Below are 18,277 nucleotides of genomic sequence, written 5' to 3'. Positions count from 1 at the left end.
AAACCATGTAATTAGTATAGATGCTATTGCGTATAATGCGGGGCCGAATTGAGTATTATTGAGAATAAATCCCATTTAAAAGTTGAACCTTTCACTCACACAAATTTATGTGATTGAAACAACTCAGCTTCTTAATGAGACAGTGCATTAAGTTTGTGTTTAGTATTTTTTAAACATTGATGATTGAGCCCTATATTAATGCGACCAAGTGAGTAGCAACCTAACGTTTACGCTTTACGCCGTGCTAAAGTGCTCGCCTCATCGTTAGTCTTCGCTTCCTTACGAATTAAATACGTTTTAAAAAAGTTTTTATATGCCCACTTTTTATTTTCTGTATAACAACTCAGTAAATAAATGCACACAGGAACCACCAAACAACACGCTATAGTATTCTCTATTTGATGTGAAGCTGGAGGAAACACGGCAAAGGCAAAATATAACAGTGGCATATGATACAAATATATCGAAAAGGTATGGGATGAAATATTGCGGATTATCGCCTCGCTTCGTTTACCAAACACGGCTAAATATTTGCCTAAATGATAGCTAGCAAAAATGTGAAGGGTAACAAATATCCCTAAAATATAGTCGCTTATAAAGTGCTCTGCAGGCTCTAAGAGTATCTGATAGAATTCCACACCAATAACGTGCATTGCATATTGGTTTATTGCATGCTCATTAACATCTAACGCAACAACAATAATACCAATAACTGAAATCGCATAAAGCAAAGAAGCTGCAAGCAATGACAAGCTAACCCGCCCGACCGTCTTAAAACACAATACACCCATTAGCCACACAGGCAAATACAACATAACACTTGGCCCCATCACCAAGCATATTGCAGCAAGAAGAAGATACTTTTTAACACCTGCAACATATACCAATATGCCAAAAAATATATAATACAAAACCTCATAACCCAGCGACCAGTAAGGCAAATTTGAAAATAATGGCGTAGCAATCCAGCTTTGATTTATAAAGGTAGAAGCGGCAATTACAGTCCAGACAGGGTTTAATAAACGTTCTTCAAGAATTTTAAATTCATTGGTTGGATCTATTGCACTTCCAAGATAATAAAGTATAACGGTTAAAATTATTGCCGGAAGAGCAACTGAGTATATTCGGGATAATCTATTAACTGTATAAGATGTTGCGGTTTCCTGTTTCTCGTAAACCACATACGCAATAACAAACCCGGAAAGCACGAAAAAGAATACAACGGCTTCATGACCAATACCGGACAATTGCCACAATAACCCGCCCATAAATCCTGACAAGTGAGACACAAATACGATCACAGCAGCAAAAAAACGTAAAAGATCAAGATATACAGACAGTTGCTTATTCATTGCGACCCATTATATGTGAACATAACTATTCCAAACGGCGCGAATAGTAATGCAATTCATATGAAGAAACTAGAGTATAGTTGCTAAATACTTAATGGATTCATTTGCTGTCATCGTTTTCAACAAATTATATTGCGTTGTTTAGTTATTTATAACTAATAGGGCAGGAGCTCAAATCTTACCCTGCATCAAATCAGCCTAGGGTAAGATTTATTACTAGCGAGCTATTTTTTGACGTTAATGGCACTGGCGCTAACCGTATTAGCGAAAGGCTGTTAGGCCAGTTATAATTTGGCCACTTCAGCATTTGCCTTATTTAACTTTACTGCTTGCCCCTCTTTAACACGTTCAGCACCACGAACTATGACTTGTTCACCTTCTTCTATATCACCTGTTATTGCAATAAAGTCACCTTGTCCAGCGCCTATTTCAACAGGAATTTTACGTGCGATAGACTCATCATCAATCATAAAAACAAAAGATCCTTGCTTACGAAGTACAATCGCATCGCGATGAACCGTTAATAAGTCTTCAGATTCACTCATTGGTAACTCTGCACGCACTGCACTGCCGACCGCTAACGCACTATTAGTTAAGTCTATCCGTAACTCCATCATACGACTTAAGCTATTACCCATTGGCACTAGCGTAGTTACTTTATAGTCTTGAGTATGTTTACCTTGTTTCACTTTTAGCATGCTATTTGAAGCAATATAATGTGCAGCTTCTAATGGCGCTTTTACAATGGCCTCTTTATTGTTCATATTAACCATGCGAATGATAGTCTGCCCTACTTGACCATATTCACCTTGTTGCAGCATACGCTCAACGATAATGCCGTCAAAAGGCGCTTTTACGTATGACTTATCAATGTTATTTTCTATCCGTCTCTTCACGGCTTTAGCTTGTATTAAAGCGTGTGAGGCAATATCTTGTTCCGCTTGTTTCTCGTCAAGCTCGTCTTTTGAAGCACTTTGAGATTTTGCCACTTGAGTAAGACGTTTAACCTGTTTTTCCAGTAAGGTTAGCCTTGCTGTTAATTGTTGAATTGTGGCTTTTTGTTCTTCCAAGTCAAACGCTAAGTTAGCACTATCTAATCGAGCAATCACCTCTCCTTTTTTAAAAGATTGCCCAACGTTAGCAACCATTAATAGTTGCCCGCTAATTTGTGCCGCCACCTGAGCATCCTGTTGACTTACCACAGTACCAGATACCCACATGGTTTTCGCAACAGGTTGCACTAGCGCTTTTTCGGCAGTTACTTTGATAGCAGGCGGCGCTTCTGGCTTTTCTTGCGCGATAGCCACAGGTGCAATAAATGTTATCGCAACCGCTGACATTAAGCTTAGCGCTAACAATGCGCCAGATGCGAAGTTAGTCTGATCACCAAACAACCGCATTGTTTTTTCAACATTCGTGCTACTCATCCTTTTCTCCTAATAAAAATACAAAAACTTGTTTGATAACCGACTAGCTTTGATTTGTAATTGGCTGCTTAGTCACTATTGCGGCATTAAAATCATCGTCTTTTGACGCCAAATTAATATCGTCTTCCGCAGTACGCTTTTCTTCACCTAATCGTAGTAAACTAGGCAACAGTACTAGGGTGAATAATGTACTTACGCACATTCCGCCTACAATAACAGCGGCTAAGCCACGATAAATAACACTGCCTGCGCCAGGCATGAGCAACAGTGGTAGCATGCCAAATATACTGGTTAATGTGCTCATAAAAATTGGACGAAGCCTTAGCATTAGAGCTTGGTGCACGGCATCCTGTCGAGCAATACCTTTACGCTCTCCTTGGCGAGTTTGATGTACCAGCAAAATCGCATTATTTACCACTAAACCAAGTAATATAATAAAGCCGATCATGGTTAATAAATCGAGAGATTGAAAAGTAAACACATTCAACAATCGTAAAGATAACACACCACCAACAGTGGCAAGCGGCACAGCCACCAGCACTAATAGACTGTCTTTTAACGACTTAAACAAACCTGCCATCAAAATAAAAAGTAGCGCTAATGCAAAGGCAAAATTACCCACCATATTGCTAATTGCACTTTTTAAACTATCAGCACTGCCACCGTAATTAATCGACCCATCTGGTGGCAGCATATTAATCAGTTGCGGCTCAATTTTTTCCTGTAGAATTTGTGTCACTTCTTGAAGCGTCATGTTTTTAGGTGGATTGATTCGTAGTGTTACCGTACGGCGTTTTTCAATTCGTTGAATGGTTGTTGGCCCTACCGTGCGATCAATATTCACTAGCTCGCCAAGCTGAATAGTTTCTCCCACGGGGGTAGTAATAGGCATAGCGGCCAACTCTTCTGGTGTTTGCCACGGTTGTGCTTTAAAAATAATATCTAAACGTTTATCACCATTAAAATATTCGCCCACATATAAACCGTCGCCAGCGGCGCGAACCAGTGTACCTACATCACGGCGTGTTAAGCCCACTTCCATAATGCGTTGATCATCTGGTCGAATAATTAACTCCGGCTCTGTTGGCTCTAAATTGCCATTCGGTTGTACTCGTGCACCTTCAAGAATCTCAGGTATTAATTCCATGCCTAATTTTGCTGCTGCTGTGAGAGCGTTTGTATCAGCGCTTTGTATGTGTAGCGCTACATTTCGACCGCCACCAAAACCACCAAATAAATTGCCTTGCTGGGCAAAAGCGCGTGTGTCAGGTAAGTCTTTTAAAATTTCGTTTTGGGTGATTTCTTGTAACTCATCTACACGACTTTGATCTTTTGCACGGATCCCGATAGTGCCACCATTTTGCCACATCAAAATATAGTAATTTTTCAGTGCAGGTTCTTTTTCGCCTTTCATATATGGCTCTAACCGCTTGGCAACAACATCCATCACTTCTTCTTTCACGAATGCCGAATTAGCACCTGCTGGCAGATTAAAGAATGCGTCTACGGCATCGCGCTTTACTGGCGGTAAATAATCTAGCTTCGGCATTAAAAAGTAAGTCAGTGATAACGGTACAGTAATCAACCCCACAATTAGCAATGTTCTACGTACTGGCGTGCCGGTTAAGCGCATTAGTCCATTCGACATTTTTTGCCATACGGGTAGCCACCTGTCTTCCATATTGTCGCTTTTTATCCACCTGCTGCTGACTGCAGGTAACACTGTGACCGCAATTAAGAAAGAAATAGACACCGCAATTACAATAGTTAAGGCTAAATCTGCAAAAAGCTGCCCTTCAACGTCTTTTAGGAAAATAACAGGAATAAAAATCGCGATGGTTGTTGCAGTAGATGCCAGTAGCGCTCCCCACACCTGGTGAGTGCCTTTTAGGGCTGCCTCTTCCTTATCCTTAGTGCGTTGCCTGTAACGTACAATATTTTCGAGCACCACAATCGCAGCATCCAACACCATCCCGGCGGCAAACGCCAGCCCAGCGAGTGAAATAACATTTAACGAGCGTCCTGTAATACCAAGTACAATAAACGTAGATAAAATAGATACGGGAATGGTTAGGGCAATAATCATCGTAGCTTGACGTTGTCGTAAGAATAACCACAACACACCTACGGCTAGTAAAATGCCTAAAAATAAGTTACTGGTTACTAAATTTATAGCCCGATAGATAAAGACAGATGCATCAAATGACTGCACCATAGTCAAACCGCGATCTTTAAGTACCGATTGATTTAACTCATCTATTTTTTCTTTTACCAGCGCCAGCGTTTGTAGCACGTTTGCGCCGTTTTCACGGTCAATCCGAATTGAAATAGCAGGATTACCATTTTGGATACTAAAATCCCTAATTTTAGAGCGCCCTACGCTGATATCTGCAATATCACCTAGCTTAATCGGACTGCCTTCACGCCAGTCCAGTACCATGTTATCTAATTGATCAATGTCGTATTTACCAGCAAACCTTACTGTATAGCTACGCCTGCCCACATCCAGTGAACCACCTGACACATCATTCGCATTGCCAATTAAATTAGCAACTCGGGTTAAATCAATACCCAGCTCATTAGCACGAAATGGGTCAAAAACAATTTGAAGCTCTTGTTGGCTATTTGCACCACTTTGAGGAGAAACTCTTGCTACACCGGGCAAAGACTCTAGTCTCGGCCTGACAACATCTTCAATAAAATCAATATAGTCAGTTATTTCGCCAGGCGTGCCGGGCAATTTTTGCATAAAGAAGTATGTTAATGCAGGTGTTCCACCGCCCCATCCGCCAAGCATAATAGTAGGAGGAGTGGCATCTCGTGGCAGCGGGGGCAATCGGTTCATACGCGAAATAACATCTATTAATGTTTTTTGCATATCGGTTTCTAAATTAAACTCTAAATTGATCCACGCGGCACCGCGATTAGACCATGCGCCCATATTTTTTAAACCGGGCAAACCTTGTAATACATCTTCTTGAGGTTCAACAATTTCAGCTTCAATTTCTTGTGGCGATGCGGCACGCCAAAAAGTTTGAATGGATATTTGTGGTCGTTCAATATCTGGAAATAATTGAACAGGTAAACGTGTTAAGCAATATAAGCCAATAAATAATGTAATAGCCAGCATAATGCCCACAGCGGTAGGATTTTTAATTGCACCTTTTGTAATATCCATCGCTCTCTTGCTCCGTCAATCGTTATAATTACATCACCCATAAAGGGTTAATTTTAGTATTCAGACGTGTAGTTCTTTTCCCTCCTGATTGTTAGCTACGTGCTTGTTTTTCATCGTGACACATAAGCACGTATGCAGCAGGAACCTACACGCTCTAACTATATAATTGATTTAGTCGATGCGCTGGCGAAAAAAGTTGGATTACCTAACCATGCGGTAAGTGGTATTTTTAACGGAAAGTGTAACTAAACATGTAATTAGTCACATTTAGACATTTAATAAATATCTGATAATACAAGCACCTAGCTGCGGTGAACGTTACAGAGCTATTAGGCTTGCTGAAAGTAATCTGTAGCCTATATTTTGTTGCTGAAACATGGGGTGTTGTATAAAGTGCGTCGGTGTTTCAGCAGATCATTATTTACCATGAACACGTTTTAGTATTCTTTATCAATATGTTTTACACGCTTAATAAAGCGGTCAAATGCCGCATTGTCGGCATAATCAAAATTATATTTATTATGGAAGAATAAACTTAGCGTAACATTGGCATCCGATAAGGTAATCGTGTAGCCATCTTCAGCTTGAGTAGCTGTTATTCCATCTAAATAATAACTTCCTTCTTTTCGCTCACCGCGCTGGGTAACCTTATCGAACACTCTTAATACTTGCTGTACATCTATTGGGTTTTGCATACCTTAATCAAGCCTCATCATGAAAAGAATTTAGTTGTTAAATCACTAGCAGAACAAAATGCTCCTTCAATGCGCCCGCCATAACACCAGTCACCAATCACGGCTATCCGTTGTTCCATATCAACCAAATTACCGATGCGCTCATTATTCTCAGTAATATGTGGAGCAACTTTTGCAAAGCGCCAAAAGTGTTGGTGATGATGTTGAACGAACAAGTTTTTACCTAGTAAGCGCTGAAACCACTCCAAGCCTTGCTGAAGAACAATGTCTTTAGCATTAGGGGTTTGTTGCTTACTAAACCGTTTCGACCACTCCGCTGAAAAATGCAACATCCATAAGTCCTCAGCCCCTTCAGGTGCAGATAAAAAAGGCTTAGCTGATTGCCGTGACACCCAGCTAACCACGTCATCACCAAAAATACCTTGAATTTCTGGTTCCACCCAGCCTGTAGTCGCTAAAGTTAGCGCCCAACAGGGTTGATGAACCTGAGCAGGAATCTTTGCTAGCACCTGATCAAAGTTGCCGGAAGAGCGAGTAAACAAGCTACAGCTTTGTTCCGCTGGTAGCGTACTGACAACCCAGTCATATCCTCCCCAACTATGTCCTGTATCATCACTCAAATACCAATGCTGCATTTCTTTATGTAACGCCACAATACGTGTGCTAAATCTGGGCACAATGTCACTTGAAAAAGCACTAGTGAACGCTCCCATACTTGGGGTAAAAATATAACGCGTTTGATTATCTTCAGAAGACTCAAGTACACCGTTATTAACCGCATAAGGAGTAAAAAGCCACTCAGCCGCAACGCCTGCAAGTTGCCATTGCTTAACTTGCTCAGCAAAGCGCTCGTCACGAACCGTGAAATATTGTGCGCCAATATCCGAGCGCCCCCACTCGAGGCGCTTAGTCGTTAAACGTCCACCCGCCCCTCTGGCCTTATCATACACATCAACGGTATAACCCAATGCATTTAACTGTTGTGCTGTCGTCAAGCCTGACATACCCGCACCAATAATTGCAACTTTCAAGCGCACCTCAACTTTAACTGCCTTTAAATCAACCAATTTTTATATAATTACGCACAATAAAATTTTTCGTTCAAACTTTCTTAACTCTTCAATGTAAGTTGTAAGTGCTCTCAGAAAAACCTTGAAAACTGACTCAAGCATTTCATAGTTAAGATAGAGTACTTCTTCATGAATAAGCTTTAATGATTTGATATATAAAAGATAGCACAGAGAATAATTGTTTGTAGTAACAGGAGGTTCCGTTCATTCTAAATTGCGTATTATGCTCAATCATTCTATAAGCAATATTACCGACAGTTAGAATAGTCGAAAAAGGGTAGGCAACCTTAAATGATTAAATGATTAACTGATTAACTGATTAACTGATTAACTGATTAACTGATTATGCTATTAGGGGAGGCTAGAGCCAGATTGTCACATCCAAATCTGACTCTGAAAAGTTAACTATCCTTTGTTGTTAAATATTTCGCCTTGTTGGTATTGCTCTTCATCCCCTTTAGGCAATTTCTTAAGTGATGATTTAGCATATTTTCTTAATTTTCTATAGCTCGAATTTTCTATTACATAAAGTAGCGTATTCTTATAACGCGATGTACCATTAACGCCTAGTAATCTACATGCCCATGCAAGTGTATCTATATATTCTTCTTTATGGATATCCGTGTATAAGCGTTCAGCTGCTATATCTAAATCTAACGGTGTAGCACTCGCATTCTTAACTAACTCTCTAATATAAGCGCGCATTTGGCCAAAGTCCTTTGTCATCATTGGATGCTGACTTAACTCACCTGAAAAGCTCTTTTTCGAGTCAATCGATCTTACCTGCCAATTGTCAATATCACCTGAGACAAAGTGCATCACTATACTGCCAAGATCTTCATAATTAAAAGCAAGCATAGAATATGTTACTCTACCTACCCATGGCTGCTTTCTTGAGCCAAAAGCTATTCTAACTTTATTAGGCATCCCCAACTTATCAATCACTTGATTAATGCTGTCACCTAAAAACACGCTCGCAAATTTTTCTTCTGTTGCTACATCGGTAAGTGTTTTATGTTGGTTTGCAATGCGTGTAGCGACCTCTTGCAGACTAACGTCTCCGCGATGAAATGAGCTATCTGCACTTTTTGTAAGTATTTTTAACGTTTTTTTAGTGTACTTCTTTAATTTTGAACTATAGCCCCCCTTCTTAATTGATAGTAATAATTTTTCATAACGTTTACTTTTACTAACACCAACAGCCTTAACGACCCATGCTTTTGTGTCTTCATCTAATTTAATGTCATCGGTTAAGCTTTCAGCTAATACTTGTGCAGCAATTTCAAATAACTCTTGATTATCAACTTGCTTATTGTAAATACTCTGGGCCGCAACTTTCACATGAGTCGAGTTGTTACGAGTTAATAAATCAGCATATATCAGATGCTCTTGCTCAAGTGCGCGACTTGAATGAGAAAAGAAAGTGACGACCAGTAATAAAGCCACTATTAAAAAATGTTTCATAGATTGTTTCCACTATTGCTTAGAAGATGAAAATTTAGGGGCGCAGATAATAGGCTAAATAACAAGCAAATACTAGATGAAAAAGCAGGCGTCTTTTAAGAAATTAAGTTGTAGCAACTAATTTTAAACTAGCTAAAGATATAACTCTCTGTAGCTCAATGGGTTGGGTGGATTTTTTTACTGTATTTACTTTTAATGATGGGTTTGAATTAGCAGAAAAGCTAACCTAGGTAGCCCTAAGTTAGCTTCATGTTGATAGTTATCTTTTTAGCGTCATTAAGTGCTATTTACGCTACTTACGCTTTTTGGGCACCCACGCCCACGTATAAGTACACTTGACTGGCTCAACACCCACTTCATCCGTAATGATAACAGGTACATCGATTTCGCCCTTTTCAGTATTTCTTATGTAATCAACTTGCTCTTGGCTTAAGGTAGCTTTAGCGGTTAAATTGCCCGTTGAACGTTTTACATAATCAATATTCATATTTTTCAACAAAGGAATACGTGAATCTGGAATATGCAGACCAGCCAAAAAGCCAGTCGCAGACTCGCCTAATAAAGCAGTACCCGCCGCATGAACTGAGCCAATATGATTTTGCACTTTCTTTTTATTAGCAAGATGCAACACTGATTGGCCTTCTTCAAGCGTTTGTACGCGAACGCCTGCTGTACCGGCAAACTTGATTGTTCTACTAAATAAAAAAGAAAGCGCTTTACTGCGTATCTTCGGAGAGAATCGGTTCACGGTATTAACGATTTTGCCTAATTTATTAATTGCTTTCATTACTGGTCTGACTTCTGGATTTTTTTTAATCATCGCCTTTCATTGCAAAAAGATCAACCCAGTTGCCTAAAGAAATCGGTGCGAGTTAATAAAATAGAAATCGGAACTAGAAATTGAGTTGTAAAAAAGAATATTAATAACGATTGGGAGTAGATAAAGAAATTGGAGCGTGTAATGAGGTTCGAACTCATGACCTCAACCTTGGCAAGGTTGCGCTCTACCAGCTGAGCTATACACGCGAAATATTGAATTGTGCTTCCAACAAAATGTTGGAGCGTGTAATGAGGTTCGAACTCATGACCTCAACCTTGGCAAGGTTGCGCTCTACCAGCTGAGCTATACACGCTTTAAGCAACTTTAAAAGCTAAACTTAATATCGAGGCTTCGCTTTAAAGTGGATGCGCATTTTACAAAAACTAACATAGTTTGCAAGTATTTTTTTTCAAAAATCAAAAAAGGAGCGCTCGGCTCCTTTAACTAAATAAACACACTCTTACTAACTAATTAATATAACTAGGCTTTCATATTAAAGAAGTGTTGACGGTAAAGCTGTAACTCTTGAATCGACTCTCTAATATCTTCAAGGGCTAAATGTACACCTTTCTTCTGAATAGACTGAATAATATCTGGTCGCCACCGTCTAGCTAATTCTTTAACCGTACTCACATCTAAATTGCGGTAATGAAAAAAGTCCTCTAACTCTCGCATGTGAATATGCATAAAACGACGATCTTGGCAGATGCTATTTCCACACATTGGCGATACGCCAGCTGGAACGTAGTCTTTCAAAAAGTCGATTGTAATTTTACTTGCTTGCGCCGCATCAACAGTGCTTTTGCGACAACGCTCAGTTAATCCCGATTTACCATGCTGATTGATACACCACTCATCCATATTATCCAGAATTTCATCCGGTTGGTGGATGGCAATCACAGGCCCTTCAGACAAAATATTAAGATCGCTGTCTGTAACGATTGTGGCAACTTCTAAAACATGATCATCGGCAGGTTCTAGCCCTGTCATTTCTAAGTCTAACCACACTAAATTTGTTTCATTAAAAGACATAAATTGGCCTTACGACGTAATTCCTTTTTTATTCCAACAGAAATGGGTATATCATACATTATTATTAAGATACTAGAAATTAGCTAGTACACAAGAGCTTATCAATATTAAATTTGCAGAATAAACGTGGCAAAACGACAGAAATTAACAAAAGGTCAGTCTCGTCGCATTAAGGCGAATCTGAAAAAACGCATTTCAGGCACAGATAATTCGGCCTCAAATGCGAAAGAATGGCAGTCAGATAATTTAGGCCCAGCGCTTGAAGGTACTGTAATTAGCCGCTTTGGGCAACATGCTGACATTGAAGATCAAGACGGCAACGTGTTGCGATGTAATATTCGTCGCGCGATTGATAGCTTAGTTGCCGGAGACAACGTGGTATGGCGAAGAGCAAAAGTTACCGACGGCGATTTAGCAGGCGTTGTTGAGGCGGTTCATGAACGTCGCTCTGAATTAAAACGTCCTGATTATTATGATGGCTTAAAAACCGTAGCCGCAAACCTTGACCAAATCGTCATAGTGTCGGCAGTGCTTCCTATTTTCACACCCAGTATTATCGACCGCTATTTAGTTGCCGTTGAAGATGCAGAGTTACCACCTATTCTACTGCTTAATAAGATTGATTTACTGGACGAAAAAACCAAACAAGAAATAGATGAAGTGGTCGCTATTTACCGCGAAATTGGTTATCAGTTCCATTATGTCTCAACAAAATCTGCTGAAGGTCTTAAGGAATTACAAAGTTTACTGAACAATAAAGCCAGTATATTTGTTGGCCAGTCAGGCGTAGGCAAGTCATCACTCGTCAACAGTTTATTGCCGGGTGCTGAAATTCTAGTTAACGACGTGTCAGATGTAAGTGGTTTAGGGCAACACACTACCACAGTGTCACGACTGCATCATTTTGAGTCTGGCGGCGACTTAATCGACTCGCCCGGGATCCGAGATTTTGGCTTATGGCATATTGCCGCAGATAGAGTGGCTTGGTGCTTTAAAGAGTTCAGACCATTTCTCGGCGGCTGTAAATTTAGAGACTGCAAACATTTAAATGACCCTGGCTGCTTAATAAAAGAAGCTGTCGAGGATGGAAAAATTTCCACTATTCGATTTGAGAGCTTCCACCGTATTTTAGAAAGCATGGAACAGAACAAGCCGTCATACAGCTAAATATCGTCTTTAAACATCTAAGTTTAATGCATAATTAATGTTAGACTGCGCTTCGAACAATAGTAATAAATAGACTTTTTAGGAATGAACACTCGCAATGTTAGATAGAATTAAAATTGCTTTTCAATACATCTTACCTAAACACGCTGTATCACGCTTGGTAGGTAAATTAGCTGCAGCAGAAGCAGGTGCGCTCACTACCCTACTCATTAAATTATTTATCAAACAATTTAAGATTAATATGGCCGAAGCCGAGAAGTCGGATGCGAGTGATTACAAAACATTTAATGAGTTTTTTACACGTCCTCTAAAGGATGGAGCTCGCCCACTATTCGAGCAAGACAATACCTTTGTTCATCCCGTTGATGGCGCAGTCAGCCAATTAGGGCCTATTACCAATGGCCGAATCATTCAAGCAAAGGGGCATGATTATACAGTACAAGAGTTATTAGGTGGCGATGCTGCAACTGCATTACCTTTTGAAAATGGCCAATTTGCTACCATTTATCTTGCCCCTAAAGACTATCACCGTATTCATATGCCAGTTGACGGTACACTTAAAGAAATGATTTACGTACCGGGCGACTTATTTTCGGTTAACCCATTAACCGCACAAAATGTCCCTAATTTATTTGCCCGTAATGAACGAGTTGTCGCTATTTTTGATACCGAATTCGGCCCTATGTCTATGGTGCTTGTTGGTGCGACAATCGTGGCAAGTATTGAAACTGTTTGGGCAGGCACCGTTACACCACCTACAGGAAAATCTGTATTCAGATGGCAGTACGACACTAAAGGCGCAAACGCTATTCATCTTAAGAAAGGGGAAGAAATGGGACGCTTTAAGCTAGGCTCAACGGTTGTACTTACCTTCCCTGAAAACAGCATTGAATTTTTACCTGAGTACCAAGCTCAATCCGTTACACGCATGGGTGAACAATTCGGTATTATTAAGTAGTTCAATTAAGTAACTGGTAACTAAGCTATATGTCGCCCATTAAACAAAGTTTAATCATGCTACATATAGCTATTTTATTGCTTGGCGGTAATGCGTTATTCGCCAAGCTTATTCCTCTCTCTGCTTTAGACATCTCTATTTATCGGGCTGTTCTTGGCTGTTTAACTCTCTTTTTAGTATTAATCATCAGCGGCGCACGAATACGGTTATTTAAACTACGTGATTATTTTATCTGTGCCATTCTTGGCGCGTTGCTTGGGGCACACTGGGTAACGTATTTTCAAAGCATGCAACTATCTACTGTCGCCATTGGTGTTATAACCGTTTTTACTTACCCAGTAATGACCGTTATTCTAGAGCCCTTGTTTGATAAATCTTTACCTCACCTCCGCGATATCGCAATTGGTGCCTTCATGCTGCTGGGTGTTTACTTAATGGTGCCACCATTAAATGCAGATAACGACATCAGCACTGGCGTATTATTAGGCCTATTATCTGCGCTACTATTTGCGTTTAGAAACCTACTTCATAAACGACATTTAAGTCACTATTCAGGACAGCATGCAATGACCTACCAAATTGCATTTGCTGCATTAACACTATGCTGGTTTATTGATGTGACGCCCAGCCATTTAAGTCATTACTCTCTTGCAATGTTATTACTCGCTGGTGTGGTCTTCACAGCGGCACCGCATGCACTATTTGCAGGTGCGTTTACTCATTTAAAAGCAAAGTCTATTGCCTTAATATCGTGTTTAGTTCCTTTGTATGGCACTTTATTAGCGCTAATAATTTTGCAAGAAGTGCCATCATGGCGCACACTCATAGGCGGAACAATTGTTACATCAGCAGCAGTATTTGAAACCTTGCAAACGCAAAAAGGGAAAACCGAGTCATGTTAATTATTGCGCACCGAGGTGCCAGTGGTAACCACCCTGAAAACACGTTAAAAGCAATTAATGCGGCTGCAGAAATGGGCGTTGATGGGATTGAAATTGACGTACACCTTGTAGAAGATGAGCTGATTGTTATTCACGATAAATGGCTACATCGTACCACTAACGGTACAGGACAAATTAGCGACTATAGCTTAGCTGAATTGCAAGCACTTGATGCTGGCGAAGGAGAATGCATTCCTACTCTTTGGCAGGTACTGCAATGTATTAATGCACGAACAATGGTGAATATAGAACTTAAAGGCAATAATACCGCAGAGAAAACCATTAAGGTAATCGATCAAGCAGTTGAACAGCTTGGCTATACCATTAACCAATTTATTATTTCATCTTTTAATCATCATGTAATTCACAGCATTCACCAACAGCGTCCAGACATCACCATTGGCGCATTAACTGGCAGTATGCCATTAGGTTATGCCTCGTTTGCGAAACACTTAAATGCCTATTCTATTCATCTAGACGTTAGCTTTATCAATAAAGAGTACGTACAAGATGCCCATGAAAGAGGATTAAAAGTATTTGTTTATACGGTTGATCAAAAAGAAGATATCATTGCCATGCATGCCTTAGGTGTTGATGGCATCTTTACTAACCACCCATCTACCAGCAAGGTCATTCTTGCGCATCAACTTACACCAGCAAGCATTATGCATGAATAACTGGTTACCCATTAACCAGTAAAGCAGCACTTCCGATTTAGGTACAAACACCAATCTAAAATTATTCTTTGCTACTTTGGCGCTTTTTTAATTAACTTATATACTTGAGTTACCTAGCTAATTATAGAATGAGTGTCAGAATGGCAAAACTTACGAGTAAAAGCGGTTTAATGTCTAATCATTTGTTTCGAGGAGAAACAACAAAGCTTTTAAGTTTGTCAGTAGCACAAATTCATCATAGCCTCACTGAGGGTGATAACTCAGTCAATGCACTCACATCAACGTTCAAAAACCTTGCAGATATTTGCTTTCATGTAAAAAGCCATATTAGTGACCCTGAAAATCTGGATCTAGAAAAGTTAGACAGCTTAACAGACAATCTCACTGAACAAATCAATTCAGCCATTGTCGCGTTTCAGTTTTACGATCGTTTATCGCAACGCCTAGATCATGTAGCATTAAACCTTGAAAGCCTGAGCGATATATTAGCTTCAGATGAGGCTATTAAAGACAAGGATCAATGGCAAAAGTTACGATTACAAATTAAACAGCGATATACCATAGAAGCCGAACATGTGATGTTTAATGCCATTATGGGAGGCGCAACCGTTCAAGAAGCCATTGAACTTTATAATAAGTTTCATGAAAGAACAGGCGAATTTAAAGACATCGAATTCTTTTAACGCCTATGATATTAAATGATAAAGTCACCGCACTACATAACGCCAAAAAAGCACCACAAACGCACTACAAATTAACGCATTTTTAGCTGTATATTAAACACTCACCATTTAAGCTCGTGATACTGGAAACGCTATCACTTCCTCAATACTAGCTTTATTTTGTTGCAGCATTAATAAGCGATCTACGCCTAATGCCACCCCTGCACAGTTTGGAAAGCCCGCATCTAGTGCGGCAATCAGATGATGATCAATGGGTTTTATCGGTAAGTTCATCGCTTTACGTTTTCGATTATCTGCCTCAAATCGAGCAAGTTGCTCATTCGCGTCGGCCAGTTCATGAAAACCATTCGCTAACTCAATACCTTTGAAGTAAGCCTCGAAGCGTTCTGCTACACGGTTGTCAGTCTGACTTATTCGAGCAAGCGCAGCTTGAGATGCAGGAAAATCAAACACTATACACGGTCGTTGTAGGCCGATATTTGGCTCTACAATTTGTGAAAATAACAATTGAAGCAGTGTGTCTTTATTATCTTCATGCTTAGCGATTGCCTCATAACCGTGCTCGTTACACACCGCTTTTAACTCGGTAAGCGATGCTTCTAACGGATCACAACCTAAATAACGTGAAAAGGCAGACTGATATGTTACTTTCTCAGCGTCAGCACACTGCAGTGCCGTACTTAATAGGTTGCTAACTTCTTCCATTAAATCGAGATGATCAAAGCCGGGGCGGTACCATTCTAACATCGTAAACTCAGGGTTATGATGCCTACCCGCTTCTTCATTACGAAAGGATTTACTTATTTGAAAAATCGGCCCACTGCCTGCTGCAAGTAACCGCTTCATTGCATATTCGGGTGAAGTTTGTAAATACAAGGTATTGCTAGTATTAGCACCAGGTTCAAAAAACTGAGTGTCAAAACTAAACAAATGCACATCAGTGACAGTGGCGTGACTCAGTGCCGGAGTATCGACTTCCAATACCTCACGTTCAGCAAAAAACGCCCTTATTTGTTGAAGTAATTTTGCTCTTTCACGTAAGGTTTCAATCGATGCTGTTGGTTGCCAATTCATTGCAAACACCTATATTTAAGCATTAATAATCAAAAAGCCCCGCAACAGAAAACCATTGCGGGGCTTTTACGCATATTGCATCACTTATTTTTGTGCGCGGCTCACATACTCGCCGTTACGAGTATCAACTTTAATCACTTCACCAATTTGGATGAATAAAGGAACACGTACAACAGCACCAGTAGAAAGTGTTGCAGGTTTACCACCTGTACCAGCAGTATCACCTTTTAAACCAGGATCAGTTTCAGTGACTTCTAATTCAACAAAATTTGGTGGGGTAACGGCAATTGGCGCACCATCCCATAATGTTAATGTACATAAGTCGTTTTCAACCAACCACTTTTCATTATCACCAAGCGCTTTAGCGTCAGCAGCAATTTGTTCAAATGTGCTGTTATCCATAAAGTGCCAAAACTCACCGTCATTGTATAAATACGCAAGTTCGTGATCACGTACTTCTGCACCTTCTACCGACTCACCTGACTTAAATGTTTTTTCTAATACTTTTCCGCTAATTAACTTACGGATTTTCACACGGTTAAAGGCTTGGCCTTTACCCGGTTTTACAAATTCATTCTCAAGAATGTTGCAAGGCTCGCCGTCTAACATTATCTTAAGGCCGGCTTTAAACTCGTTTGTACTGAAATTGGCCATAATTTCCTCTTAACCAAATATCTGGGGACACTGACGAAATGTCGCAAATAATACATCGAAATGAATCAAGTTTGCACTGTCAATGGCAAAAAGAATTGTCAGAGGTCATCACTGACCCTGAAATGCTATTGAAAATACTTGATATTAAAGACTATTTCAATGAGGAAGATATTCAAGCCAGAAAACTATTTCCTTTGCGGGTGCCAAAAAACTTTGTAGCAAGAATGGAAAAAGGTAATCCTAACGATCCTTTGTTTCTACAAGTGGGTGTAAATCGCAAAGAATTTAAGCAAGTTACCGGCTTTATTAACGACCCATTGCAAGAGCAAAAACCCGCAGTAAAAGGTTTATTACATAAATACAAAAGCCGAGTATTAGTATTATTAAAAACGGGATGCGCCATCAACTGCCGCTACTGTTTTCGTCGTCATTTTCCGTATCAAGAGAACAGTGTTAGCAAGAAAGCGTTATTAGATACCCTTGAGTACATTACTGCCCACCCTGGGATCAATGAAGTGATCTTAAGTGGCGGCGATCCGCTTATGGCCAAAGACGATCATATTCAGTGGTACCTCAACAAGCTTGAGGATATTCCCCATCTAAAGCGGATACGAATTCATACCCGCTTACCTGTAGTAATCCCTTCACGCATCACTAGCGAGTTTGTCGATATGTTAGTAAATACGCGCCTTAAAGCCGTTGTGGTTACACATATTAATCATGCAAACGAGATGAACGATGAGCTATCTGCTGCAATAAATAAATTAACACAAGCCGGTATCACATTACTGAATCAAGCCGTGCTTTTAAAAGATGTAAACAATAATGCTAACGCGCTGGTTAATTTAAGTGAACGACTATTTGAGATTGGTATTATGCCTTACTACCTGCATTTACTGGATAAGGTTGCCGGTGCAGCGCATTTTGATGTGCCTGAAGCTGAAGCAAAACAATTAATGCAGTTATTACTCGAAGCGTTGCCAGGGTTTTTAGTACCGAAATTAGTAAAAGAGATTGGCGGCCAGCCTAGCAAGACGCCAATCAACTTATTCTAAACGCCACTGTTTGTTGCCTTACAGTGGCAT

Annotated in this window: 16 protein-coding genes and 2 tRNA genes; 6 read left to right on the top strand and 12 right to left on the bottom strand. The window is 40.0% G+C overall.

Annotated elements, in window-relative coordinates; all coding sequences use genetic code 11:
- Positions 1-227: 227 nt before the first annotated feature.
- From HUU81_RS03720 to orn, 10 genes are all read right to left on the bottom strand, one after another.
- The gene (locus HUU81_RS03720; protein ID WP_199610928.1) at positions 228-1,352 is read right to left on the bottom strand and encodes an acyltransferase family protein; all 1,125 of its coding nucleotides are present in this window, start codon (positions 1,350-1,352) and stop codon (positions 228-230) included.
- A gap of 284 nt (positions 1,353-1,636) precedes the next feature.
- Positions 1,637-2,779 (bottom strand): efflux RND transporter periplasmic adaptor subunit, encoded by a 1,143-nt coding sequence (locus HUU81_RS03715; RefSeq protein WP_199610927.1) that lies wholly within the window; start codon positions 2,777-2,779, stop codon positions 1,637-1,639.
- Positions 2,780-2,822: 43 nt separating this feature from the next.
- Positions 2,823-5,957, bottom strand: coding sequence for an efflux RND transporter permease subunit (locus tag HUU81_RS03710; protein ID WP_199610926.1), 3,135 nt, complete (start codon positions 5,955-5,957; stop codon positions 2,823-2,825).
- A 437-nt stretch (positions 5,958-6,394) separates the two neighbouring features.
- A complete protein-coding gene (locus HUU81_RS03705) occupies positions 6,395-6,652 on the bottom strand; it encodes a DUF3081 domain-containing protein (protein ID WP_199610925.1) in 258 nt (85 codons plus the stop codon).
- A gap of 17 nt (positions 6,653-6,669) precedes the next feature.
- Positions 6,670-7,683 (bottom strand): NAD(P)/FAD-dependent oxidoreductase, encoded by a 1,014-nt coding sequence (locus HUU81_RS03700; RefSeq protein WP_199610924.1) that lies wholly within the window; start codon positions 7,681-7,683, stop codon positions 6,670-6,672.
- A gap of 444 nt (positions 7,684-8,127) precedes the next feature.
- Positions 8,128-9,186, bottom strand: a complete 1,059-nt coding sequence (locus tag HUU81_RS03695; RefSeq protein WP_199610923.1) for a hypothetical protein — start codon at positions 9,184-9,186, stop codon at positions 8,128-8,130.
- Between the two features lie 292 nt (positions 9,187-9,478).
- The gene (locus tag HUU81_RS03690) at positions 9,479-10,006 is read right to left on the bottom strand and encodes a DUF4442 domain-containing protein (protein ID WP_233520565.1); all 528 of its coding nucleotides are present in this window, start codon (positions 10,004-10,006) and stop codon (positions 9,479-9,481) included.
- Positions 10,007-10,136: 130 nt separating this feature from the next.
- Positions 10,137-10,212 (bottom strand) — tRNA-Gly (locus HUU81_RS03685).
- Positions 10,213-10,243: 31 nt separating this feature from the next.
- Positions 10,244-10,319: transfer RNA gene (locus tag HUU81_RS03680), tRNA-Gly, on the bottom strand.
- A 167-nt stretch (positions 10,320-10,486) separates the two neighbouring features.
- Entirely contained in the window at positions 10,487-11,038 is a 552-nt protein-coding gene (gene orn, locus HUU81_RS03675; RefSeq protein ID WP_199610922.1) for an oligoribonuclease, read from the bottom strand.
- A gap of 126 nt (positions 11,039-11,164) precedes the next feature.
- Here orn and rsgA point away from each other — a divergent pair, with 126 nt between their 5' ends.
- The 5 genes from rsgA (at position 11,165) to HUU81_RS03650 (ending at position 15,464) form a co-directional block, all read left to right on the top strand.
- Positions 11,165-12,205 (top strand): small ribosomal subunit biogenesis GTPase RsgA, encoded by a 1,041-nt coding sequence (gene rsgA, locus HUU81_RS03670; RefSeq protein ID WP_199610921.1) that lies wholly within the window; start codon positions 11,165-11,167, stop codon positions 12,203-12,205.
- Between the two features lie 97 nt (positions 12,206-12,302).
- The gene (asd, locus tag HUU81_RS03665) at positions 12,303-13,163 is read left to right on the top strand and encodes an archaetidylserine decarboxylase (protein ID WP_199610920.1); all 861 of its coding nucleotides are present in this window, start codon (positions 12,303-12,305) and stop codon (positions 13,161-13,163) included.
- 29 nt (positions 13,164-13,192) lie between these two features.
- Complete coding sequence (locus tag HUU81_RS03660; RefSeq protein WP_199610919.1) at positions 13,193-14,065, top strand: DMT family transporter; 873 nt, start codon at positions 13,193-13,195, stop codon at positions 14,063-14,065.
- On the top strand, positions 14,059-14,781 hold the full coding sequence (locus tag HUU81_RS03655; RefSeq protein WP_199610918.1) for a glycerophosphodiester phosphodiesterase: 723 nt from the start codon (positions 14,059-14,061) through the stop codon (positions 14,779-14,781). The genes HUU81_RS03660 and HUU81_RS03655 overlap by 7 nt, the downstream gene beginning before the upstream one ends.
- 140 nt (positions 14,782-14,921) lie before the next feature.
- Complete coding sequence (locus HUU81_RS03650) at positions 14,922-15,464, top strand: hypothetical protein (protein ID WP_199610917.1); 543 nt, start codon at positions 14,922-14,924, stop codon at positions 15,462-15,464.
- Positions 15,465-15,572: 108 nt separating this feature from the next.
- Here HUU81_RS03650 and epmA read toward each other — a convergent pair whose 3' ends face one another.
- The gene (epmA, locus tag HUU81_RS03645) at positions 15,573-16,547 is read right to left on the bottom strand and encodes an elongation factor P--(R)-beta-lysine ligase (protein WP_199610916.1); all 975 of its coding nucleotides are present in this window, start codon (positions 16,545-16,547) and stop codon (positions 15,573-15,575) included.
- A gap of 75 nt (positions 16,548-16,622) precedes the next feature.
- Positions 16,623-17,192, bottom strand: a complete 570-nt coding sequence (gene efp / locus HUU81_RS03640; RefSeq protein WP_199610915.1) for an elongation factor P — start codon at positions 17,190-17,192, stop codon at positions 16,623-16,625.
- A 47-nt stretch (positions 17,193-17,239) separates the two neighbouring features.
- On the opposite strand from efp, the gene epmB reads away from it, so the two are divergent.
- Positions 17,240-18,247 carry an EF-P beta-lysylation protein EpmB gene (gene epmB, locus HUU81_RS03635; protein ID WP_199611950.1) on the top strand — a complete coding sequence of 336 codons (1,008 nt, stop codon included), beginning with the start codon at positions 17,240-17,242 and terminating at the stop codon, positions 18,245-18,247.
- The last annotated feature ends 30 nt before the right edge of the window (positions 18,248-18,277 follow it).

Source organism: Flocculibacter collagenilyticus, assembly GCF_016469335.1.
Taxonomy (GTDB): domain Bacteria; phylum Pseudomonadota; class Gammaproteobacteria; order Enterobacterales; family Alteromonadaceae; genus Flocculibacter; species Flocculibacter collagenilyticus.
This window is presented reverse-complemented; position numbering and strand designations above follow the sequence as displayed.